The following is a 23,097-nucleotide window of genomic DNA, read 5'->3' on the forward strand; positions in this document are numbered from 1 at the left end:
AGCGGCTTCTATCATTACCGGACTTCGCTGGTCCGTCGACTGCTCATTCGAGCGTGACGACTTGAGGCACGAGCGGAGGAGCGGGTGAAGGAGGAATCAGTTCCAGGGAATCGTCTTGGGCCGTCGTCGAGAACGAGGGGAGGTCATTCAAAGGAGGAAGTGGTGCATCAGGCGTTGTTTGTGCCACTTGAATGATTGAGGCATCCGTGGGGTTCGTGCCGTCAGCGAGATCGGTGGGTGCGGGAACCAGAGGCTCAGGAGCGACGGACGCCATGGCCATGTAATTTGTTGAACTTGCCGTGACAGAACACGGCTGGATGGTTGCGACGCCGACTCCACCGTAGCAGCCAGGAGTGTACGCAGTGCTGCAGTATCCGTATCCCCCGTAGCTGGCACCGCAACCCGAGTAGGTAAATCCGTAAGGGTAACCGTAGGATCCGTACCCCAAGCCGCTCACGATCACGGGATAGTACCAGTTGCCGAACCAACGATTCCCATAACCATAGCCACCCGAGTTCCAGCCGTGGTTGTGGTTGTGGTGATGTTGGTGGTGATTGCCGACAAAGTTATTGGAATTGTACCCAAACACAGAGCCTAGCGAATGTGCGGAATGGTGCTGATGCAGAACAGAATGCATGTTGGTCGGAACGACTGAACCCTTCCCATTATGCCCGTGATTCCCATTGTGATGCTCTTGGATCCCATGGTTGCCATGAAGTCCGCCGAGTTTTGTGAGTTGACCCAACCCGGAAGGCTGCGAACCCGACTTGTGATGTTGCAGAAAACTATCCGTCTTGTGCAGGTCGATCGGTTTGTTGTGACCGAACGGACCAACACCGCTTGAGCTTGGCTTGTGAGTGTTCGCGGGATGATGATTGTGGACCGGTTGTCCGTTCGTCACGACCTTCGTGCCGTTTTGTTGCGGAACGGATTTATTCGTGCCGCTCTGGTGCGATCCAGTCTGTTGCATTCCCCCCTGATGCGTTCCGAGCGGAAGCTTATTCTGCGGCATGGAAACGACCGGGGGACGGTGTCCATTCGTCTGGCCCCCGTTTGTCGCCTGGCCTTTCTGGCCCTGATGATTCTGGATCGGGTTGTTCTGAGGGCGGTTTTGCTGAGGAACATTCGTTACGGGCCGATTCATCTGCCCCTGCGTCTGGCCAGAGTTGCCCTGACCCGAGTTGCCGCGGTGCGAATTTCCACCACCACCGCCACCGTGATGTCCCCCCGCCAGGACGAAATCTTGTCCGGCCACTGAACACAGCACGAACAGCGAGACCTGCAATAGGTTGCGTCGGATCAGCATGATTATTCTCCTTGGCGAGACCAGCCAATTAATTGTGTGGTGTGGTTGTCTGAAGATCGAAGCGAAGGATTTCAGACCGCGTTACACAATTTTCAGAGGATTGCGCAGAAAGTTTCTTAAAATCTCAAAAGTCGACGAGAATCTGTCAGAACCTCGACCGAACGCTGTGGTTCGCGAGCCGCAATCATCTCGCAGCCTGTCGGGGAGTCGATCTGATCACCGCCGAATCAAAAAATGGGGCTCAGAACGTTTCGCGGCGATGCCTATCAGTTCGCCGAACCTGATCTTAGAATCGAGTGTCTGTTTCGGAATGGGTTCCATCGCCGGTTTAGGGCCAGAATCGTTTTCCGCGTCAGGATTTACAACGACGGTTCTGGTCGCCGCAATGCGGTGATTGGAAACGAGTTTCCGATTTCACCGCCACAATTCCTTCCTCGTTTGGACAGGGCATGACCGCACGACGCATTCTAGTGACCTCGGCGTTGCCATACGCCAATGGCCACATTCACCTCGGCCATCTGGTTGAGTACATCCAGACGGATATCTGGGTTCGTTTTCAGAAGGCGCGTGGCAATCGGTGCATCTATCTCTGCGCCGACGATACTCACGGCACCGCGATCATGATTCGGGCTCGTCAGGAAGGGCGATCCGAAGAGGCCTTGATTTCGGCGATGAGGGAATCGCATCTGCAGGACTTCGGCGGATTTGACATCGGATTTGACAACTACGGTAGTACGCATAGTTCGCAGACGCGCCAGTTCTGCCACGAAATCTGGAAATCGCTACGCGCCGCAGGACTGATCGTCGAACACGACGTGACGCAGCTGTTTGATCCAGTCCAAAATACGTTTCTGGCGGATCGATTCGTTAAGGGCACCTGTCCCAAATGCGGTTCGGCCGACCAATACGGCGACAACTGCGAGAAATGCGGATCAACGTATACCCCCGCCGACCTGATCAATCCGGTCAGCACACTGTCGGGGGCGACGCCAGAGCTTCGAACGGCCAAGCACCTGTTCGTCGAGATCGAACGTCTGCACGACTGGCTGACGGAATGGACTCAGTCGGGTGGTCACCTGCAAGAGGAAGTGGCGAACTACTTGAAGGGCCACTTCCTGGTTGAACCACTGCGTAACTGGGACGTTTCCCGGCCGGCACCTTACTTTGGTTTCGAAATTCCGGACAGCCCTGGAAACTACTGGTATGTCTGGTTCGATGCCCCGATCGGCTACATCGGATCGACGGCCGAGTGGTGCGAGCGACATGGGGAATCAATCGACGACTGGTGGAAAAGTTCGTCGACCGAAATTCATCATTTCATCGGCAAAGACATTACCTATTTCCACACGCTGTTCTGGCCCGCAATGCTCAAGACGGCAGGGCTGACTCTGCCCGAGAAGGTTCACATCCATGGCTTTTTGACCGTCGACGGCGAAAAAATGTCCAAGTCGCGCGGGACGTTCGTTCAAGCCGCGACGTACCTGAAACATCTCGATCCATCGTACTTACGCTATTACTATGCTTCGAAACTGGGATCGCGACTGGACGACCTCGATTTGAACGTCGAAGAGTTCGTCAACAAGGTGAATTCGGACCTTGTCGGCAAAGTTGTGAACCTGGCCAGTCGGACGGCGCGGTTCATCGAATCCGTCGGATTGTCAGCGGAATATCCCCAAGACGGCGGGCTGTTTGCCGCCGCGGCGGGTCAGTCCGAGGCGATTGCCGCAGCGTACGAAGCCTGCGATTACAACGGCGCTATGCGGATTGTGATGAGTCTTGCCGACCGGGCGAATCAATACGTCGAGCAGACGGCACCCTGGACCCTGAAGAAGGACCCTGCCAAGGCCGCCGAATTGCAGGCGGCATGCAGCGTCACCTTGAATCTGTTCCGCCAGATTGTCATTTATCTGTCTCCCGTACTTCCCCGCCTGGCGAAACAGGTGGGTGAATTGCTTCAGAAACCGATCACGCATTGGGATGAAGCTCAAACGCCGCTCGTGGGAACGCGCGTTTCCAAGTTCGAACATCTTATGAAGCGAGTGGAACTCGCACAGGTTCAAGCCATGATTGAAGAAGGTAAGCAACCCTCTCCCGAAGCCACTCCAGCGACCGAGCCTGCCGCGGCGGCTCCCGCTTCGCCATGGAATGACGGTCCAGAGGCGTTAGCCCACGAACCGTTGGTGGCAGAATACTGCACGATCGACGATTTTACGAAAGTCGATCTGCGGGTCGCGCGCGTACTCGCGGCCAACGCAGTGGTCGGGGCCGACAAGCTGCTACAACTGACGCTCAGCATGGGTGGCGAGGGAACTCGGAATGTGTTCGCCGGTATCAAGAGCGCGTACAACCCGGAAGATCTGGTCGGTCGGCTGGTCATCTTCTGTGCCAACCTGGCACCGCGCAAGATGAAGTTTGGTGTGAGTGAAGGCATGGTGATGGCAGCCGGTGTGGGTGGACAAGAAGTGTATCTCTTGAGTCCCGATAGCGGAGCCAAGCCCGGCCAACGCGTGCACTGAGAACGGCCAACGGGCGCACGGAAATGTCTTTGCGTCGACGATGATACCAGCAAGGGGACGCTTTCAAGCTCCCTTGCTGGCTCTTCGGAACCATGCCAGTCGCGCAGGACTGGCCCTCATTTCGTTGAATACAGCAGCCATTGGATCGATATGTCGAACTCGGAACGATTCTCTACAGGAATACCCAAACTTGATGAAATGCTGGGTGGCGGGCTGATTCCCGGAACATTGACGGTGGTGATGGGGGCCACCGGGATTGGGAAGACGCAACTGGGTTTGCAATTCGCCAATGCGGGGCAGCAACAAGAGGGCGAACGCGGCATTCTGTTTGACATGACATCCCGCGGTGACGCACAGAATCACGCCGACTACGCGAAGCGGATGTTCGACTGGACGATCAAGCAACGGGTCCTCGATCTCGCGTTTGCAGCCGACGACGTCTGGAATCGAGACGCTATCCGTACGGACTACTTTCACATCTTTGATCGAACTGGTCGCCGCGTGACCATGAAAGATCTGGATCACGATCAGTGGCAGGAATGGCGTGCCGAGCTGAACCGAAAGCTCGATCAAGCCATCGCCTATTTTTACGGGAACTTCGTCCATGGCGCGCGTCGCGTCGTGATCGATGGGGTGGAGCCGGTGGATCGCGCGAGTGATTCGTTCCAGTTCCATCTGTTTGATTACATCTATCACCAGATTCTGCACAAGGATCACGACTGGGTGGCGCGTGACTTATTCCGTGTCCACTTTCGGGCACATGAAGCGACCGTCGCCCAGCACTCGTATGATCACAAGAAACTCGCGACTGTGTTGCTGTATACTTCGCACGAAGTTCGTCTCGACGATCTGATCGATCGTCCGATTGAGAGCGGCGACGAGCTGAGCAATGCCAATACGATCATTCTGATGGGCAAGGTTCGTGAAGGAAATCGGATGCTTCGCGCGCTACACATCCCAAAGCACCGGGGAAGCGCCGTCGATGACAGAATCGTCCCGTTCGAGATCACAGAGACGGGACTGGTGTTCGAGTGAATTGCATTTGATACCCTGATTTGATGCAAAGTATGGCAGCGCGGCGAGAAAGCAGCATGTGTGTCTGAGACCAGCTCAATACACCAGTTGGCAATTCTGAGATCGTGAGTTCAAGTGAGCCACATTGGGGGCTGGAATGGCGTCGGATACTGCGAGAATGGATCAGTACATTGATCCAGCCACATTGATGCAGCTTCGGTCGCTGGAACTGCGTGCACGGCACGTGGTGCAGGGATTTATGACGGGGCTGAACCGCAGCCCTTACCATGGCTTCTCGGTCGAGTTCACAGAGTACCGACAGTATTCGCAAGGCGACGACCCTCGGCATCTTGACTGGCGACTCTTCGCACGCACTGACCGCTACTACATCAAGCGATTCGAAGACGAGACCAATCTGCGCTGCCTGTTGCTGCTCGATGCCAGCCGATCAATGAACTTTGGTTCAATGGGATACACCAAATCGGAATACGCTCGCACACTGGCGGCCACACTCGCCTATTTTTTGTCGACTCAACGCGATGCGGTGGGGCTCGCCACATTCTCTGAGAATATCGACGACTTTATCCCCCCGCGGTATCGCAGCGGACACCTGCGACGGTTGATGGTTTCGCTCGAAAAGGTGGCGGATGGAACGTCGACGCATCTGGCGGGTCCGCTCATTCAGATTGCCGAACGACTGAACAAACGCGGGATGCTCGTGTTGATCTCGGACCTGCTGGCCCCGATTGAAACGCTGGAGCAAAGTCTGGGAAGTCTCACGGTGCGTGGTCAGGACGTGATCGTGTTCCATGTGCTTGACCCGGCCGAATTGCAGTTTCAATTCGATACGCCAGAAATGTTTGTCGACCTGGAAACGAATCGTCGATTGTACGTCGATCCCGCAGCCGTTCGCCGCGAATATCTGGAGCGGTTTAGTGAGCATCTTGCGGCGATTGAAAGCATCTGTGCGCGGTTGGGTCTGGTCTATCACCGACTCGCCACCGATACGCCATTAGAAACCTCCTTGCCCGAGGTGATTCGGCTGCGCATGCAGACTCGCGGCAACAGCCGAACACGAATCTCTCGCCGCTAAGGTGGTCATGCGGGCGACGCTCATGATGCAGTCCTCCTGAAGGATGCGTCAAAGTGGTACTCGACCCTTCTGGTATCGTCGTCCTTTGCGTCTCCGCGCCGTGGCGCCTTGGCGTTCATTTCTTATGGCATGGAGTGATTTCAAGAAGAAAAGGAACGCAAAGGCGCCACGGCTCAAAGGCGCAAGGAAAAGAAGAAACAGAGTGGCAGTGTCACTCGCCGGGTTTGCGAGCGATAAGCGTCCAATGCCGATCACTGGTGGCCCGGACCGCTTCCAATGGAATGGCGAGTGGAACGATGAATTGGCGGACATCTTCGATCGTCAGCGCGGCATGCAGCGATTCGCGAAACATCTGCTGCTGATGCGCGTTCGAGTCACCGGCATAGGTCTGCACGAGACGTCCAAGAGTTTGCAGGTCCTGAGGACGCAGCAGATCCCGTACGAACAGAACCCCGCCCGGTTTGATAATTCGCCAAAGTTCGGCCAGTACGTGCCTTGGCTCTGGAATGTGGTGAATGATGCTATTGGACATTGCGGCATCGTAGGCATCATCCGCGTCCGGCAACTTTTTACAGTCGCGCAGCACAAGTTCGATGGAGGATTCCAACTGTTTCGCGGCGACGTTCTTCTTTGCCACGACAAGCATCTGCTCAGCCAGATCGCTGGCGGTAATGGTGCCGGGGAAACCGCGCTGCAACAGTTCGATCGGAATCAAGGCGGTGCCGGTGCCGGCATCAAACACGCGCAAGGGACCGTTCGCATTTCTCACCAAGTCTTGGATTGCCGACAAGAAGTCGTCAGCGAACTGGCGGTTCACCTGACTGTGATCCATCTGGTTGTAGTCGTTCGCCTCGTCCACGGTGTCCATGACTTCAGGTTCCAAGACGCGCTTCAACATCGTGCTTGCTCCATGTTCGATCGGTGTCGGATGCCCACCTTCTGAATTCAGACGTTCGTTGATGACTGAGCTGCAAGTTCGGCATGAATCGCCCGAAGAGTTTCCCCATCGCTTGGGTAATGGGAACTCAACAAGGGACGCAGGGGAATGGGAACTTCATCCATGCGATACGCAGTGCCGGGGCGGTGAATTCCGTAAATCGCCGTCGTGATGCGGACCGTCGGTTCAAATGACGTTTCCCCGAACGGATGCTCCAGCAGAATTGTGGGAACTCGTTCAAGGTGACGACGTGCGGCGTCTGGCATCACATCCAACCGAGACGAGCCGACTAACACGACGGCATCTGTTTCGTGACGCTCCAAGACGTCTGCCGCCGAGAATTCATCGGGACTATAGCGTGGGTATCCCCGTGCCAGATTGACGCTGAAGGGGTATCCGGTTTGCCAGCAGAGGACGCTGTCCGCGCCCGAAACATCGCCGGCCATTCGCATGCGGCGTGCGTAGAAGCGCGTGAATTCATTGAGATCAGTGACCAGTTGCAGCAGCGCTTCAACCTGGACATTTCCCATCGGGGGCAGGACCAGCCCATAGCCAAAAAACACGATCCCGCAGCGGCAGTTTCGCATCTGCTCGGCGAGCGCTCGCAACTGTTCCAGCGGCAGGCCCGTGCAAGCGCCGGGATTGGGTTCGAGGCCTTTCAGCAGCCCGCGGAGCGTCCACAGAGCCTCGAAGTCACGATTTGGCTCGATCTGCAGGAACTGATCCGCCAACTCGGCCGTTTGCGTTCGCTCGGAATCGATGACGATCACAGTTCGATCGGCACGTCCGTTCGGCGTGAGCATCCCTGGCTTGAACGAGTACCGTTCCATGTGTCGCGGTTGCCATTGGACTGGGTCAGACCCCCAATAGATGATCAGATCGGCCCGGTTGCGGATTTCGCCCAGTGAACAGGTTGATTCACCGATTTGCTGCAAGGCAAGGATTGACGGTGCGTGTCCTTCTGACGCCGTCGTATCAATGGTCGCTCCGAGTGCGTCCGCCAGCGCCACCGCGGCACGTTGACCGTCGGTGCTGCTGTGGGACAAGCCGTAAAAGAGCGGTGCCCGGGCGCGACGCAGGATCTCTGCCGCGCGAGTGATGGCCTGTTGATACGGTACTTCGACGCCTGATTCCGTCGCCAACGGAACGGAACGCGAATTCTGTTGGGCGAACCAGTCACCAATCCGCGAACAGAACGGCTGATAGTCGACAATCCGATTATCACGAACCGTGACACGCAAATCGTCGCACACACAGGCACAGACAGTGCAGGCCACGTCTTCAAAGATTTGTTCAGTCACTCGGTCGCACACCTTCTTCGGTGGGAAAAATCAAATCCTGGCGGCCTCTATTCTATCAGTCTCTCGAATGAACGGGGACTCGAGAGGACAAAGTTCAAAAGTCATAGCAAATTCGCCAGATCGCCGAGTCGGACCTGATTTCAACGAAAGGCTCGCGAAAAAACGGCTTGGACACGATCTTTCCCGCTCGGAACAGTTCGCCGATTGGACGGTTCGGCTAGAATCTCAAATCGCATCTCATGATTCATCCACCCAGCAATCAGTTGTTCGCCCAATGTCTCCATTGATGGGACAACAGACAGGAATACGGACTATGAAAATTCTGGTGACAGGAGCCACGGGTTTGGTCGGTTCGGAACTGGTTCCATTCCTGACCCGACAAGGCAACGACGTGTATCGGCTGACGCATTCCAAACCCAAAGAAGCGAATGACATTGTCTGGGACCCGGCACACAACCAATTGCCCAAGGCTCGGATCGAGGGAACCGAAGCCATCGTGCATCTGGCGGGTGAAAATATCGCCGGCAAACGCTGGAACCCGAAGGTGAAAGAGGAGCTTCGACGCAGCCGCCTGGACGGAACGAAGCTGCTTTGTGAAACGATCGCCTCGATGCAAGCACCGCCGAAAACGCTGATCTGCGCGTCGGCGATCGGCTATTACGGAAATCGGGGCAGCGAACTACTCAACGAAACCTCCGCGCCAGGAACAGGATTTCTGGCCGACCTGTGCAAAGATTGGGAAGCAGCCTGCGAGCCTGCCCGCGTCAAGGGGATTCGCGTCGTCAACATTCGAATTGGCGTAATTCTGACCCCCAAAGGCGGGGCGTTGGCCAAAATGCTTCCACCATTCAAAATGGGTGTCGGGGGCATCATGGGCAGCGGAAATCAATATTGGAGCTGGATTAGCATTGATGATGTGGTGGGGGTGATTCAGCATTGCCTCGCCAACGAAAAGATTTCTGGCCCGGTCAACACGACGGCCCCGTGTCCCGTCACGAACTACGAATTCACGAAAGCGCTGGGCGCGGTGGTCGGTCGGCCGACGTTTATCCCGATGCCCGCCTTTGCGGCCCGTCTGGCCCTGGGTGAAATGGCGGATAATTTGCTTCTCGCAAGTGCCCGCGTCATGCCGAATCGCCTCAGCGAAACGGGCTATCCATTCCGTCATCCCGCCCTTGAGCCAGCTTTGCAATATTTGCTTCACACGAATACGGGGCACTAACGCCCATTTTACGCCGCATTTCGTCAGAGCCTCGACGACAATCGTATGCCGCGGCGCCGCTGAATTTCTTGCAACCGATGGCCCGTAAGCTCGGTTATGCTTGACGGATCGTGACCTCAGATCAACGATTGAGGTGGACGGTGGCGTTTCATCGATCGTCGGTTCATGGCATTCAGCGCCATGACTTGGTGATCGCAAAACGGCATCGCACGGACGATATCATGCGAATTGGGTTCAGGCCCGTGAATCAGGAAAGCAGACACGATGCAATCGGGTGCAAGCCAACCTCTTCAAACACTGCTGGGACGCCGGGAATTCTTGTTGGATGCGGCCACGGGACTGGGTGGTGTCGCGCTCGCTTCGATGCTCGCGAGCGAGCGTCGATTGCATGCCACAGAGGATCACGGTCCCCCCATTCGCCCCCTGATTCAACCTGAAGCACCGCTGGCACCCCGTGCGGCCCATTTCACGCCCCGCGCCTCACGGGTGGTGATGATTTTCTGCTCGGGAGCGGTCAGTCATGTCGACACGTTTGATTACAAGCCTGAACTGATCAAGCGAAATGGCCAACCAATGCCAGGGGCCGACAAACTTGTCACCTTTCAAGGTGAGCAGGGGAACCTCGTTGCACCGCAATGGCAATTCAGACCGCGGGGCGAATCGGGCAAGATGGTTTCAGACCTATTGCCGAATCTGGCGGAATTGGCCGATGAACTTTGCTTCATTCATTCGATGACCGCGAAAAGCAATACGCATGGTCCAGCTGAAAACCAGATGAGTACCGGATTCACTTTGGACGGCTTCCCCAGCATCGGAAGTTGGGTCAGTTACGCGCTGGGGAGTGAATCGGCAGATCTACCAAGCTTTGTGGCGATTCCCGATCCGCGCGGGGTTCCACAAGCGGCATCCAATAACTGGAACAGCGCGTTCCTGCCGGCGGTGTTTCAAGGAACCTCGTTCAATTCGGACAAGCCGATCGCAAATCTGACGCGTCCGGCGGAAATCTCGGCGGGAACCGAAGCCGCGACGCTGAAATTTCTTCGCAGCTTGAACGAACAACATCGGCGTCAGCACCCCGCAGAATCGGATCTCGCCGCGCGCATTGCCAGCTACGAACTGGCTGCTCGATTGCAGTTACGCGCCGCAGAAGTCGCCGATTTCTCGGACGAAAGTGCCGAGACGCAGTCGCTGTATGGGATCACTGACGCCAATTCGAATAAGGCGGGCTTCGCTCGAAACTGTTTGTTGGCACGGCGTCTGCTTGAACGTGGAGTTCGGTTCGTTCAACTCTTCAATGGCTCGTACGCGATGGGGGAAGGCGTTGGAAACTGGGATGGCCACCGCGCGCTGAAATCACAGTACGAAGTCCATGCCCCAATCCTCGATCAACCGGCGGCAGCCCTCTTCAAGGATTTGAAGCGAACAGGGTTGCTGGAAGACACACTGGTCGTTTGGGTGACGGAATTTGGTCGAATGCCCACCTTTCAGAAAGGCGCGAGTGGTCGCGACCACAACCCCAAAGGGTTCACCACCTGGATGGCGGGGGCAGGTGTCAAGCGTGGTTTCAGCTATGGTGGAACCGATGATTTCGGTCACACCGCAGTGGATCGTCCTACTTCGATCTACGACTTGCACGCAACGATCCTGCATCTGTTAGGCTTGGATCATGAACGGTTGTCTGTTTACCACAATGGAATTGAACGTCGTCTGACGGACGTTCACGGGCATGTCCTGCACGACCTGTTGGCGTGACCCGTGATCTTCGGCAGATTTCACGATTGAAAGGGAGTAACACCCATGCAGGCTCAATCTGGCTTTGCGATATGGGAATTCGTCTTATTCTGGATCTTCACGGGCAGCGGGTTGGTTGGGCTCCCCCCGGGCGACCGTGATCCGGCACTGCTCAAGTCTGTTCCACCGCAGACTCTGGTTTACTTTGAATGGGCAGCGCGCGGAACGGGCCAAGCTGGCGCAAAGGGGATCGACGGCTTTGCGGCCGATCCTGAAATCCAACAGTTTTTTGACATGCTCGACGCGGCACTCAACCCAATCAAGGGCAGTGAGGGCGACGAGGATTCGTTGCAAGACGCACGCAAGCAGCTGCCACAGCTCACCAAACAGTTGACGGCGCACTCGGGATGTGTGTTCCTGGGATTCGAGCCGCCACCGGCTGACCCGCAATCGAGAATTGGGAACTGGGCCAACTTGCTTTCTGGCGTTCATGGTGGCGTCGTTTTCAGTACGGGACAGGACACGGATGCCGTCTGGCGGACTCTCAATCGAATGCTGGCCGACGTACCAGACTTTACGTTCGACGAATCGAAGCCAACGCAACTCATTCCCGTTCCCATCCCCGGATATAAACTGCTGCTGCATCGCGAGGGTCAGCGAATTTTATTCGCACTGGGCGAAGGAACATTGCCACGCATCATCGAAGGGTTGTCGGGGCGGTTACCGGGCCTGGAAACCAATCCACGTTTTCAGAATTCCTTGCAACGGGTCAACACCCCGCGCGTCTCAACCGTCGGCTGGATCGACGGGCAAGGCTTGATCAGCAGCACGACTGCCGCGCTCGGTCCCATCGGCCTGATCGTTCGGCCCATCATGACGATTCTGGGCATTGACGCTCTGGACCATGCCATACATGTCGCCGGAGTCGAGCAGGGTACGATGGTGCAGCGATCGTTCATTTCCACGGGCGCACGTAGCGACGGGATTATGGTGCTGGCGGCAGGGCCGCCAATTCAGCCCGCGCAGTTCGCACACATCCCCGCCGACGCGGATATGGTGATTGTGAGCAGCATCAGTCTGAAAAATGTCTATCTCGAAGTGCGAAAGCTACTGGCCACGGCACAGCCTTTGTCCGTCCGTCTGTTCGATGAAGCGGTCAAGCAGTTGGAGTCGGAACTGGAACTAAAAATCGTCGATGACGTTCTGCCGGCCTTTGGCGACTTCGTCACCGCATTCGATTCTCCTTCGGGTGGGGGCATGATCGCGACAAGTTTAATCGTCAGCCTGGAAGTGCGCGACGCCGCAAAAGCGAATCGTGTTTTCGGACGATTGATGAAACTGGTCGAGCAATCGCTGGCGGCCGAACATGCTGATGGAACGTATGACGAAAGCGTGTCCCTGCGTCAGCAGCCATTCCTTGACCACACAATCTTCTACGTCAATTCGATGGGACGTGGTTATGGAGCAAACGCAACCATTTCGCCTTCGTTTTGCTTGACGGAGCGGCACCTATTGTTCGCCATCCATCCACAGGCATTGAAGGCTCAACTTCGTCATCTCAAGTCGGGCAAACCCAGTTTCGACAAAGTCGCAGATCGTAAGCTCCCTATTCCTGCTGGAACATTGCTGACATACGCCTATTTGGATGGCCCGCGCTCCAGTGAAATCTTCGGCGCGGTCTTACCGTTCCTCGGCCAGACAGTGATCAATCGTCTTGAAATTGAAGGGATCGCAGTCGAACCGTTTTCGATTCCGTCCGCCGCCGCGATTGCTCCTTATTTTGGGGATTCGTCCGCAGTCGTATCCCGGCAACCCGATGGAATTTTCATCGAGACTCGAAACGCACCACCCGTGCTGGTCGCGATGGAGCTGGTCTCTGCCGTGAAAGACTGGCGATCAGAGACCTTTGACATCAACGAGGCGCGGCGACGTCGGCGCGTTGAACCGGATCCAGTTCAACTGGGCCCCGCGGAAGGCGAAGTTGTGCCCGCGGTCGCAGAGTCAAAGCCAGCACCTGAACCTCCGGCGAAACCCGACGATCCTTCACCCTATCGCAAACTGGCCCCGCTGTTCATCAAGGCACTCGTGCCAGACAACATGCAGCAGTTGATTCCCGACTCCGCCCTTCGGAAGATCGAAGAAGGTCCAACAAAAGAAGCACTCGAACGACGTGACGAAGCACGTCGCAAGCGAGAGGAACGCCGTCAACTCCGTCGCCAGGGAAGGCCACTCGCTCCGGCACCGGTCCCCGCTCGTCCAGCGCCGCCGGCCCCTGTTCCCTCGCCGTAAGCCCACGTTTTGATGGCGACATGCGGTTCGATCCGAGTAACAGGGACCGTCCGTTGACGCATGCCGCAACGGGAGGCAAACATCACGACGCGATACATACAAAGTGTCAGTGATGACTTCACGGCTGGACTTTCCGACCCGGTCGCGATGAGTCTCCGACCGGATTCGTTTGATTGAACGCATCTAAATCGATGATTACGATGACGTTTCGTTAATGGCTCTCGAATGTCGGATCTCGCCTTACCCTTTGACCGGAACTGTATTTATGACCAACCATGTCACTCGACGAACTTTTATGACGACGGCGGGAAAGGCAACGATCGCTGCGACCCTGGCCACTTCGGCGACATCGATGACGGCCAAGAGCTATGCCCGAGTGCTCGGCGCAAACGATCGGATTGGTGTCGGAATTATCGGTGCCGGTGTCATCGGGACGGCGCACCTGAATGTGATCAAGAATCTGAAGGAAAAGAACAACTTACTGCCGGTCGCCGTCGCCGATTGCTGGAAGACGCGAGCCGACAAAGGGAAAGAGTTGGTTGGGGCCGAACACTCCCTGATGGACTATCGCAAGCTGCTCGACATGAAGGAAGTCGACTATGCCGTCGTTGCCGTACCGGAGCACTGGCACTGGACGATGACAATCGACGCGATGGATGCGGGAAAGGCGGTCTACTGCGAAAAACCGTTGACGCACACGATTCCCGAAGCGCAAGCCGTCATGAAGAAGCAGAAAGAGACCAACCGGCCGCTGCAGGTCGGGGTTCAGGCGATGTCAGACGACAGTTACATCACCGCCCGCGATGCCATTCGTCGAGGGGTCATTGGCAAGGTGGTCCAGGCCCAGATCGAGTACGTACGTCGGTACGATGCGAAAGCCGGTCCATGGCGCGTCCCCACAGAAGTGGCGGCAAATCAAACGAAACCTGCCGACCTGGATTGGAAGGCGTGGCTTGGTTCTGCAGAAAGCCGCGAGTGGGATCCGCATCACTACTTTGAATGGCGCTGCTATTCAGCCTATTCAGGCGGAATCTGTACCGATCTGTTCATTCACCGCATTACGCGCATCATGCGCGCATGCGACCTCCTGTACCCACGGCGTGTCGCCGGGATGGGCGGAATCTGGCAATGGCCGGATGGACGCGATCTGCCCGACAACATCGAAATGATCTGCGAGTATCCGCGTGGAATGACCGTGTATGTGCTGGGCACGATGAGTAATCGTGTCGGCGTTGATCACCTGATCCGCGGCTACCGCGGGACTCTTTTCTTCACTTCGACGGGATGGGTGGCAAAGGACAAAGATGGCAAAGTGTTGGAAGAGCACACGAAGACGGGTGGCGAAGATCAGAATCTGCACCACACCAACCTTCACAACCATTTGCGAAATGGTGAAGCCCTGAACTGTCCGATTGAGTTGGGGATGGCCGGCGTGGTGGCAGTGAACATGGCGAACGAAAGCTGGCGCTCGAGCCAGATGATGGGATGGGATAAGCAGAATCAGAAGATGGTTCCTGCAAATACCTTGAAACAAAGCCATGAGCCAGAAGAGTCCTGATCGGTGACTCTCTTTGCAGAATCTCAAGGGCGCGGGGACATCTGGACTCGCGCCCTGTTTTTTTTGCCACAACGATGTTTCACAAGAACTTCGGACTGCCGATCTGACGTCGGTACTCCTGGCAAAAACTTTCCCAGCGGGCACTCGACGCGGAGGGGGCAACCGTCCAGAATGATGACATCATCACAGGAGAGCAACAATGCCCAAGCCCGCTGCGAATCGTAAGTCGCCGGCCGAACCCGATAACCCGTCCGAACCCGGCCAGACCTTTGAAGAGGCGATGTCGGATCTGCAGCAGATCGTCGCCGATCTGGAAGACAATGCGCTCGGACTAGAAGCCTCATTGACACAGTTCGAACGCGGCATCGGACTGCTGCGAAAGTGTCATACCTTCCTGGAGCAGGCCGAACAGAAGATCGAAATTCTGGTCAGCTTGAAAGAGAATGGTGACGTCACAACCGCCCCATTCGACGCCACACCGACGGCGGGAACGACTGATCCAAAGACACTTTTCTGACAAGGCATTCCCGTGATCCGTGGTGCAATTGTTGATACGCTTAGCCGGTCCGAACTTTCGAAATGGCAATCCGAACGACTGTCGGAACTGCTGACGGCGGTCATTCCCGCGAATCCGTTCTGGACCCGAAAATTCGCCGAGGCCGGAGTCGACCCCAGCTCTATTCGCTCGCTGGAAAATCTTCGCCGGCTTCCCTTTACCACTAAAGCCGAATTGGCCGAAGACCAGCAGGCGCATCCGCCATATGGGACAAACTTGACGTTTCCAGTGGCGAACTATTCTCGCCTGCATCAAACGTCAGGAACGACCACTGGTCGGCCGCTGCGCTGGTTGGATACACCCAGCAGCTGGAACTGGATGATTGAATGCTGGTCGACGATCTACCGACTGGCGGGACTGCTGCCGGAAGACCGCTTCTGCTTTCCGTTTTCGTTCGGACCATTCCTTGGATTTTGGGCCGGATTTGATGGTGCGTCGCGGCAGGGAAACCTGTGCCTGACGGCTGGCGGGATGAGCAGCGAAGCGCGGCTCAAAATGATTTTCGAAAATCAGGTCACCTGGCTGTGTTGCACTCCAACTTATGCCTTACGACTCGCGGAAGTTGCGGCGGCGCAAGATATTGACGTGGCGACCAGTTCTGTGCGGGCCGTGCTGGTGGCGGGCGAACCCGGCGGGGCGATTCCGTCCGTGCGAGAACGAATTACATCCGCGTGGGGAGCACGCGTCTTCGACCATTGGGGCATGACAGAAGTAGGGCCACTGGCAACGGAATGCGAAGACGATCCGCACGTTCTGACCGTCAATGAATCGGCCTGCATCGCCGAAATCATCGATCCCCAGACCCTGCAGCCCTCTGCCGATGGCCGTGGTGAATTGGTGATCACAAACCTTGGCCGAACAGGTTCACCCGTCTTCCGCTATCGGACCGGAGATCTGGTGGAAGCCGACTTGTCACCACATCCCTCGGGGCGGACATGGTTGCGCCTTCGAGGCGGCATCCTCGGCCGAACTGATGACATGCTGATCATCCGGGGAAATAATGTATTTCCGTCGAGTATCGAAGCAATCGTGCGCGGATTCACGACCGTCGCCGAATTCCGCATCGTGGTGACGCAGCATCGTGAGATGCCGCACGTGAGACTGGAATTGGAACCTCATCCGACCGCCGACACCAGCACGCTGGTTTCAAGCGTCACCGTGGCAATCAAGGAACAGTTACAATTCCAGGCCGAAGTACTGCTCGTTCCCAGCGGCTCGCTGCCTCGATTTGAGATGAAAGCAAAACGGTTGGTCCGCGAATCGTAATGCCATTATCTTTCCCCGATCATTTTCACTCGGGGAAAGGCTTTCGAGTTTGCTGACGCCACCATGACATTTGCAACCAAGGGCGTGGGCACAAATTCTCAGGTCATCGCGGGCGGCGAGAGGTTGACGGAGAACTGATTTTTCGGCGATTCGTTGCGTTGCCGCCGGGTTGGTGAGTAGTCATAAACCTGAACGGACTGGTCTTCGCGAAATTCCAGAAGTCGCAGCCAGCCGTCGCCACCACGTGGCCGCATCTGGAAGTTGACCAGCATCTGTTCGACGCTACGCCCGGTCGCGGTTTCGGTTGAAAGGCGCCCGAGTCCATCACCCAGGCAATGACCATTGAGCGTCATAATGAAATTCGAGTGACGGCTGACTAGATTTGTCCACAACTCTTCGCCGTCCATCACGTCGTCGTCCGACGCACGGGCGATTGGATAGGCATGGGGATTCCACTCCTGGCGTAAGCCCCGTTCGTCCCAATTGTGTCGAGAGTTATCGATATACGTGTACGAATGTGTGGCAAGAATTACGGAACGATCTGGGTGATTCGCCACGACTTCGTTTGCCCAGCGCACGACATCGTGTCGAGGTCCGAACTCAAGTGACAAGATCATGAGTTTCCGGTCGCCAACATCGAGCAGGTGGTAGCTATTTTCGAGCTGTGCCGGTTCGTGGTCATAGACACCACCGAACGTGCAAAGATCACGGAAGCGACTGACCGGGAAGTAATCGCTGAGCAGCGTGGTTCGGTCATGGCACTTTCCGTCCTGACCGTAGTCGTGATTTCCGCAGGTCAGGAAGTACGGAACCACTCCATCGAGTCGCCCCAAGGCCCGCGACGCATTCTTCCATTCGCGGGGGGAATTGTGATCGGTGATGTCGCCCAGATGGATGACACCGACAATATTTCGAGCAGCACGATTCTCGACGATCCAGTTCGTCTGTGCCGCGAACGTTTCTGGATATCCGTCGCTGTAGTGCTGGGTATCGGGAAGCACGACCAGGGTGAAGGCCCCCGGGTCAGGCTGAGGCGGCTCACCGCGCCGCAGCTTGGCGTCGCGATATGCCTGACAGCCGTATGATGTTGATTCAAATAGAGCAGAAACCATGAAAGCGGCACCCGCTTTCATCGCCGTGCGACGCGAGACTCCAGACATGGAATTGTTCCGAATGGCTTGAAGGCAGAACGCCTGCAATGACCGACCGAAGATGTGGAAAACAACGCGATATGATTAATGGCAGCGAGGGCGACGGACAAAATCGCGAAACCCAAAACGCTTCGCGGAGAGATAAAAGAGAATCGACCCCACACGGATTCACCGACTGATATCACCGCATGCTAAATGCGCAATCGAATGATGACAATCCAATTTCGGCAATGGCAAAACGGTTTTCAGGTTAAATCCGCACCGAATTCTCGCATTGCTTCAGTGGTGTGCAGACTTTTGATTCACTTCTGGCACGCGCTGCCGAATGGTGGTTTGGTCCCGGATGACGAGTCCGCGCAATCACCTCACTTGGCGAGCGGCAAGTCTTCGCCCCGGGCTTCAGCCACGTACGCTTGCAACCAACGTTTCCGTCCTGTTTTGGGTCTTCATCGCAGTGCGACGAGGACGTTTCGGAAGAATTGCAACGTCTCAATAGCCGACGGCGGCACCGTCTTTTCGCGGGTCAGATGCTCCCTGCAAAACGCTATTGTCCCAGTCGATCCAGATCCCCTGGTAACCGCCGAAACCGGTTCGGTCTTCCCCAAGTCTATGGCCCATCGCCTGCAGTCGGATTCGAGTCGCTTCTGGAAATCCACTTTCGAGATACACCGTTCCGCCGTCTTTGGCACCCACCCCTCCTTTTGGTGAGGGGCCGCCGCCGTGCCTGATCCGCGCTGCGTCGCCAGCGGCCTGCACGTTCATCCCGAAATCGATGATGTTCACCAGAACACCAACGTGTCCTTGGGCTTGCATATCGCCGCCCATCACCCCAAAGCAGAAGCAAGGTCGCTGATCCTTGGTGACCATCGCTGGAATGATCGTGTGAAATGGTCGTTTGCCAGGTTCGAGACGGTTTGCATGCTCGTCAGACAACGAGAACGATTGGCCCCGGTTCTGTAACACGAATCCCACATTGCCCGGCACGACGAACGATCCAAAGCCGCCAAACAGACTCTGGATCAAAGAGCAGCAGTTGCGATCTTTGTCGACGACCGTCAGGTAGACCGTGTCAGTCCGTTCGAATTTCGGGTCGCCAGCCGGAAAGTCGGCGGCGGCTTGATCTCGATTGATCAATGACCGACGACCATCGGCATAGGATTTGGAAATCAGATCGGCCGTGGGAACCGAGACAAACGCAGGGTCCGCATAAAACTTGGCGCGATCGGCGAATGCCAGTTTTTTCGCCTCAACGAACAGATGGACGTACTCAGGACTTTTCGGCCCCATCGATTTCAGATCGAAAGCTTCGAGCAGATTCAGCATTTGCAACGCGGCAATCCCCTGTCCGTTCGGCGGTAATTCCCAAACGGAGTAGCCGCGATAAGAGGTTGAGATCGGCTCGACCCAACTGCTGGTATGCGCGGCCAGATCGTCGGCGGTCAGAAAGCCACCATTCGCCTTGCTGAATTGATCAATTTCGGCGGCGATTGGCCCCCGATAAAAGGCATCGCGTCCACGTTCGGCGATCATGCGATAGCTGGTCGCCAATTCGGGAAGGCGCACAAGCTCGCCCATCGCGGGTGGCTTGCCACCTGGCAGATAGACACGGGCTGTGTCCGGCCACTTTGCCAGAGTCTTGCGCGACGCATTCCATCCCGCCGCAATGATTTCTGCGGCGGGGTATCCCGATTCGGCGGTCGCGATGGCTGGGCCCAGCAATTCCGCGAGAGACTGGGTTCCGAAACGTGCGTTGAGCTCATGCCAGCCATCGACGCACCCCGGGACTGACCAGCTCAGCGGCCCCTCGGACGGAATCTCGTTGAGATTCTTGTCGCGGAAAACTTGCCGAGTGAGCGTCTGCGGACTGCGACCGGAGGCGTTAAGGCCATACAGTTTCTTTGTTTTGGCATCCCAAACGATGGCGAATAAGTCTCCGCCGATTCCGCAACTCATTGGTTCGACGACGCCCAGCATGGCATTCGCCGCGATTGCGGCATCAATGGCGTTGCCACCTTGCCGCAGAACATCCAGACCCGCTTGAGCGGCCGCAGGGTGGCTTGTCGCCACGATCCCGTTCCGCGCGAGCACCATCGACCGACTTTGACCTGGCATTCCGGCAGGGCGATCGAACTCTCCCGCGCATCCGCCGCGACCACACAAGCTCGAAGCGAAGACCACTCCAAGGAAGAAAAAGACAAGGCCGATTGCCTGCCGCCTGGATTTCAAATGTCTATCGTTCGAAACCGCCATGTTCTTGGATTCCGATTCAACTTGATCGAAGCCGGGGTGCGTCAGATGTGCGAACGTTTTTGGAGCAACTTGCGGTGGCGAGTGTGCCGCAGGCGATTCTCGAATGCAATCACCGGCGTTAGTTGATCAACCGGAATTCCACCAGGGCTCGATCAGATTCCTGGATCGAGGTTGCCGCCGTTATTCCGCGACCGATAGGATGGCATCGCACCCGTGAATGTCGTGTGGCGCCAATTTCAGATTGTGACGAAAGACATCCGTCAGATGAGTTCCATTCAACGATTTCTCGACCCGCAAACCTTGAGCAAGCTCAAGGGGCTTGAATTCAAAGCGAGGATGATCGTTGAGGGGTATGTCTCAGGGATGCACAAAAGTCCCTACCACGGGTTCTCTGTCGAATTCGCCGAGCATCGGGAGTATGTTCCCGGCGACGACTTGCGATATGTGGATTGGAAAGTCTTCGGCAAGTCAGATCGCATTTATCTGAAGCAGTATGACGAAGAGACGAACTTCGTGTGCCATCTGCTGGTCGATACCAGCGAATCAATGCTCTACAAATCGAAGGCTGCGGCATTCTCAAAGTGGGAGTATGCCCAGTATCTGTCCGCCGCGTTAGCACACCTGATTATCCACCAGCAGGACGCCGTAGGTTTGGCGACGTTCGATACGTCGGTCAGGCAGTTTATTCGGCCGGGTAGCACAGGCGCTCAACTGCGTCAGCTTTGCCATGTTCTGGAGACAAGCACCACGTCGGGCGAATCGACAATCGGTCCGATTTTTCACGAGTTGGCGGAACGAATCAATCGCCGCGGTGTGGTGGTGATTTTGAGCGATTTTTTTGATGACCCCGAATCCCTGATTTTGGGACTGAAACATTTCTGGCACCGGCGACACGACGTGGTGCTGCTGCAAGTCATCGATCCTGCGGAACAGGACTTCAGCTTTGTCGATCCGACGCTCTTCAAGGGGCTTGAGAATCTGGGCGAGCAACTGACAGAACCGAAGGCGCTGCGCAAGGCCTATCAGCGGGAATTCGAAGCCTTTACCAGATCGATTCGGTCTGCTGCCCGCGATTTGCATATGGGTTATATGTTGATGCGAACAGATCAACCGCTTGAGGTCTCGCTGCACGAATTTCTCTCTCGCCGCATGATGCGCGCTGCCCGACGATAACATGCCTGGGCCAGACGCGCCGGTGATTCATCCGGACCTTACTGCCAGCCCGCTTCGGATCGGGCCGATCCTGTTGACGATGGGCAAGGCCTTTGACAAATCGACCTTGAAGCTCCACCATTTCTTCAAAACAATGCCCCGCACAACGATTCCCACCTGAGTGAGCATTCGATGAGTGACCAGCCCCCTATTCGCGTAAAGTCGATCGATCATGTCACGATTGTCGTGAAAGACTTGAATGCCACGCGACGCTTTTATGTCGATGTGCTGGGAATGGAGGAAGTCGCTCGTCCCAACTTCAGTTTCCAAGGACAATGGTTTCAAGCGGGCGCAACACTGATCCATACGATTCTAGAATTCGAAGGTTCGTCCCCGGCCGGTTTCACGGCCTGCGCGAACTTACGCGGACATCACTTCGCGTTTCTGGTCGACGATTGCCGTGCCTCCGCAAAGCGCATCGAACAAATGGGTGTGCCGTTCGTCTCGCCTCCGAAGCAGCGTCCTGACGGGGCCATTCAATTGTTTATCAACGACCCCGATGGACATCTGGTCGAACTGTGTTCAAATTAAACGGAAAATCCCTCCATGCTTGAGACGTCGCAAACCCTCTTTCAGCGTCCGAGGTTTCTCATGCGTCAGTGCTCCTTCGTCCCAACGCTTTGCGGATTCTTTGTGTTCGTCGCACCGGCCTGGAGCGATCAACCCCATCCAGACGCCGTTCCATATCCAGATCACTCCAAGTTGCTCGTCGTCCGTGACGCGCAGGGAACCGAACGGCCCGTCAAAACGAAGGACGATTGGGCCGCTCGTCTTGTTCATGTCCGCGCGAACATGGAACTGGTCATGGGACCCGTTCCAGATGCCAGCCAGCGTGTGGCACTGGACGTTGAGCAGGGTCCGGACGAGGCGTCAAAGAATTATATTCGTCGTAAAGTGAAATTTACGCCCGAGCCTGGTGATCGTGTTCCCGCATGGTTGTTGATTCCACGTCAACTTCCCGCGAGTGGTCGTGCCCCCGCCATGCTTTGTCTGCATCAGACGAACAACGTCGGCAAGGATGAACCAGCCGGACTGGGTGGGCTTCCCAGCCTTCACTACGCTCACGAACTGGCAGACCGGGGGTTCATCTGCCTGGTGCCGGATTATCCGTCATTCGGCGAATACACCTACGACTTCAAAACCAAGGATGCTCATTTTGCCAGCGGTACGATGAAGGCCATTTGGAACAATCTGCGCGCCGTGGATTTGCTTGAATCGATTCCGCAGGTGGACAAGACTCGGATCGGCGTGATTGGCCATTCACTTGGCGGTCACAATGCGCTCTTCACCGCCGCGTTCGACGAACGATTGAAGGCCGTTGTATCGAGTTGTGGATTTACACCATTCCATGACTACTATCAGGGCAAGTTGATGGGCTGGACGAGCGACCGTTACATGCCGCGAATCCGCGAAATCTACCAGAACGATCCAGACAAGGTTCCATTCGATTTCTACGAAATTCTTGGCGCCTTGGCACCGCGCGGCTTTTACTCAAACTCACCCGTCCGTGACAGCAACTTCGACGTCGCAGGTGTTCACAAGGCGTTCGCCAAAGCCAGTGCGGTCTATGACCTGTTCGGTGCGAAAGATCGTTTGAAGTTGGTCACTCCCGACGCACCACATGATTTTCCCGAAGCGCAACGTCTCGAAGCCTATGACTGGCTGAAGCAGCAATTGAAGTAGTAGAAGCCGGCG

17 protein-coding genes are annotated in these 23,097 nt (G+C 56.3%); 12 read left to right on the forward strand and 5 right to left on the reverse strand.

What is annotated here, in order from left to right:
* Nucleotides 1–43: 43 nt before the first annotated feature.
* The gene (locus tag OSO_RS0116325) at nucleotides 44–1,306 is read right to left on the reverse strand and encodes a hypothetical protein (RefSeq protein ID WP_010584310.1); all 1,263 of its coding nucleotides are present in this window, start codon (nucleotides 1,304–1,306) and stop codon (nucleotides 44–46) included.
* Nucleotides 1,307–1,755: 449 nt separating this feature from the next.
* Between OSO_RS0116325 and metG the strand changes: the two genes are divergently transcribed.
* The 3 genes from metG to OSO_RS0116345 all read left to right on the forward strand — a co-directional run bounded on the left by metG (nucleotide 1,756) and on the right by OSO_RS0116345 (nucleotide 5,929).
* Nucleotides 1,756–3,822, forward strand: a complete 2,067-nt coding sequence (gene metG, locus OSO_RS0116335) for a methionine--tRNA ligase (RefSeq protein WP_010584312.1) — start codon at nucleotides 1,756–1,758, stop codon at nucleotides 3,820–3,822.
* Nucleotides 3,823–3,972: 150 nt separating this feature from the next.
* Nucleotides 3,973–4,857 carry an RAD55 family ATPase gene (locus OSO_RS0116340; protein WP_040591702.1) on the forward strand — a complete coding sequence of 295 codons (885 nt, stop codon included), beginning with the start codon at nucleotides 3,973–3,975 and terminating at the stop codon, nucleotides 4,855–4,857.
* 157 nt (nucleotides 4,858–5,014) lie between these two features.
* Entirely contained in the window at nucleotides 5,015–5,929 is a 915-nt protein-coding gene (locus OSO_RS0116345; protein WP_010584314.1) for a DUF58 domain-containing protein, read from the forward strand.
* A 211-nt stretch (nucleotides 5,930–6,140) separates the two neighbouring features.
* Here OSO_RS0116345 and OSO_RS0116350 read toward each other — a convergent pair whose 3' ends face one another.
* Complete coding sequence (locus OSO_RS0116350; protein WP_010584315.1) at nucleotides 6,141–6,827, reverse strand: class I SAM-dependent methyltransferase; 687 nt, start codon at nucleotides 6,825–6,827, stop codon at nucleotides 6,141–6,143.
* A gap of 47 nt (nucleotides 6,828–6,874) precedes the next feature.
* Complete coding sequence (locus tag OSO_RS0116355; RefSeq protein ID WP_010584316.1) at nucleotides 6,875–8,167, reverse strand: formylmethanofuran dehydrogenase subunit B; 1,293 nt, start codon at nucleotides 8,165–8,167, stop codon at nucleotides 6,875–6,877.
* A gap of 313 nt (nucleotides 8,168–8,480) precedes the next feature.
* On the opposite strand from OSO_RS0116355, the gene OSO_RS43800 reads away from it, so the two are divergent.
* The 6 genes from OSO_RS43800 to OSO_RS0116400 all read left to right on the forward strand — a co-directional run bounded on the left by OSO_RS43800 (nucleotide 8,481) and on the right by OSO_RS0116400 (nucleotide 16,789).
* Entirely contained in the window at nucleotides 8,481–9,389 is a 909-nt protein-coding gene (locus OSO_RS43800; protein WP_010584317.1) for a TIGR01777 family oxidoreductase, read from the forward strand.
* A 264-nt stretch (nucleotides 9,390–9,653) separates the two neighbouring features.
* Nucleotides 9,654–11,141, forward strand: a complete 1,488-nt coding sequence (locus OSO_RS0116375) for a DUF1501 domain-containing protein (RefSeq protein ID WP_010584318.1) — start codon at nucleotides 9,654–9,656, stop codon at nucleotides 11,139–11,141.
* A gap of 45 nt (nucleotides 11,142–11,186) precedes the next feature.
* Nucleotides 11,187–13,409 carry a hypothetical protein gene (locus OSO_RS0116380; RefSeq protein ID WP_010584319.1) on the forward strand — a complete coding sequence of 741 codons (2,223 nt, stop codon included), beginning with the start codon at nucleotides 11,187–11,189 and terminating at the stop codon, nucleotides 13,407–13,409.
* A 265-nt stretch (nucleotides 13,410–13,674) separates the two neighbouring features.
* Nucleotides 13,675–14,967: a Gfo/Idh/MocA family protein gene (locus tag OSO_RS0116390; protein WP_040591703.1), complete on the forward strand. Its 1,293-nt coding sequence runs from the start codon at nucleotides 13,675–13,677 to the stop codon at nucleotides 14,965–14,967.
* A 199-nt stretch (nucleotides 14,968–15,166) separates the two neighbouring features.
* Nucleotides 15,167–15,484, forward strand: a complete 318-nt coding sequence (locus OSO_RS43805; protein ID WP_010584321.1) for an exodeoxyribonuclease VII small subunit — start codon at nucleotides 15,167–15,169, stop codon at nucleotides 15,482–15,484.
* 12 nt (nucleotides 15,485–15,496) lie between these two features.
* The gene (locus tag OSO_RS0116400; protein ID WP_010584322.1) at nucleotides 15,497–16,789 is read left to right on the forward strand and encodes a phenylacetate--CoA ligase family protein; all 1,293 of its coding nucleotides are present in this window, start codon (nucleotides 15,497–15,499) and stop codon (nucleotides 16,787–16,789) included.
* A gap of 98 nt (nucleotides 16,790–16,887) precedes the next feature.
* On the opposite strand, the gene OSO_RS0116405 is transcribed toward OSO_RS0116400, so the two are convergent.
* Together OSO_RS0116405 and ggt are read right to left on the reverse strand one after the other, a co-directional pair.
* A complete protein-coding gene (locus OSO_RS0116405; RefSeq protein WP_010584323.1) occupies nucleotides 16,888–17,949 on the reverse strand; it encodes a metallophosphoesterase in 1,062 nt (353 codons plus the stop codon).
* A 480-nt stretch (nucleotides 17,950–18,429) separates the two neighbouring features.
* Complete coding sequence (ggt, locus tag OSO_RS0116410) at nucleotides 18,430–20,031, reverse strand: gamma-glutamyltransferase (protein ID WP_010584324.1); 1,602 nt, start codon at nucleotides 20,029–20,031, stop codon at nucleotides 18,430–18,432.
* Nucleotides 20,032–20,454: 423 nt separating this feature from the next.
* Between ggt and OSO_RS0116420 the strand changes: the two genes are divergently transcribed.
* The 3 genes from OSO_RS0116420 (at nucleotide 20,455) to OSO_RS0116435 (ending at nucleotide 23,085) form a co-directional block, all read left to right on the forward strand.
* Nucleotides 20,455–21,363, forward strand: a complete 909-nt coding sequence (locus OSO_RS0116420; protein WP_040592474.1) for a DUF58 domain-containing protein — start codon at nucleotides 20,455–20,457, stop codon at nucleotides 21,361–21,363.
* 171 nt (nucleotides 21,364–21,534) lie between these two features.
* On the forward strand, nucleotides 21,535–21,933 hold the full coding sequence (locus OSO_RS0116430) for a VOC family protein (protein WP_010584326.1): 399 nt from the start codon (nucleotides 21,535–21,537) through the stop codon (nucleotides 21,931–21,933).
* Between the two features lie 60 nt (nucleotides 21,934–21,993).
* The gene (locus OSO_RS0116435; protein WP_040591704.1) at nucleotides 21,994–23,085 is read left to right on the forward strand and encodes an alpha/beta hydrolase family protein; all 1,092 of its coding nucleotides are present in this window, start codon (nucleotides 21,994–21,996) and stop codon (nucleotides 23,083–23,085) included.
* Nucleotides 23,086–23,097 lie beyond the last annotated feature (12 nt).

It is taken from the genome of Schlesneria paludicola DSM 18645 (assembly GCF_000255655.1).
Taxonomy (GTDB): Bacteria; Planctomycetota; Planctomycetia; order Planctomycetales; family Planctomycetaceae; genus Schlesneria; species Schlesneria paludicola.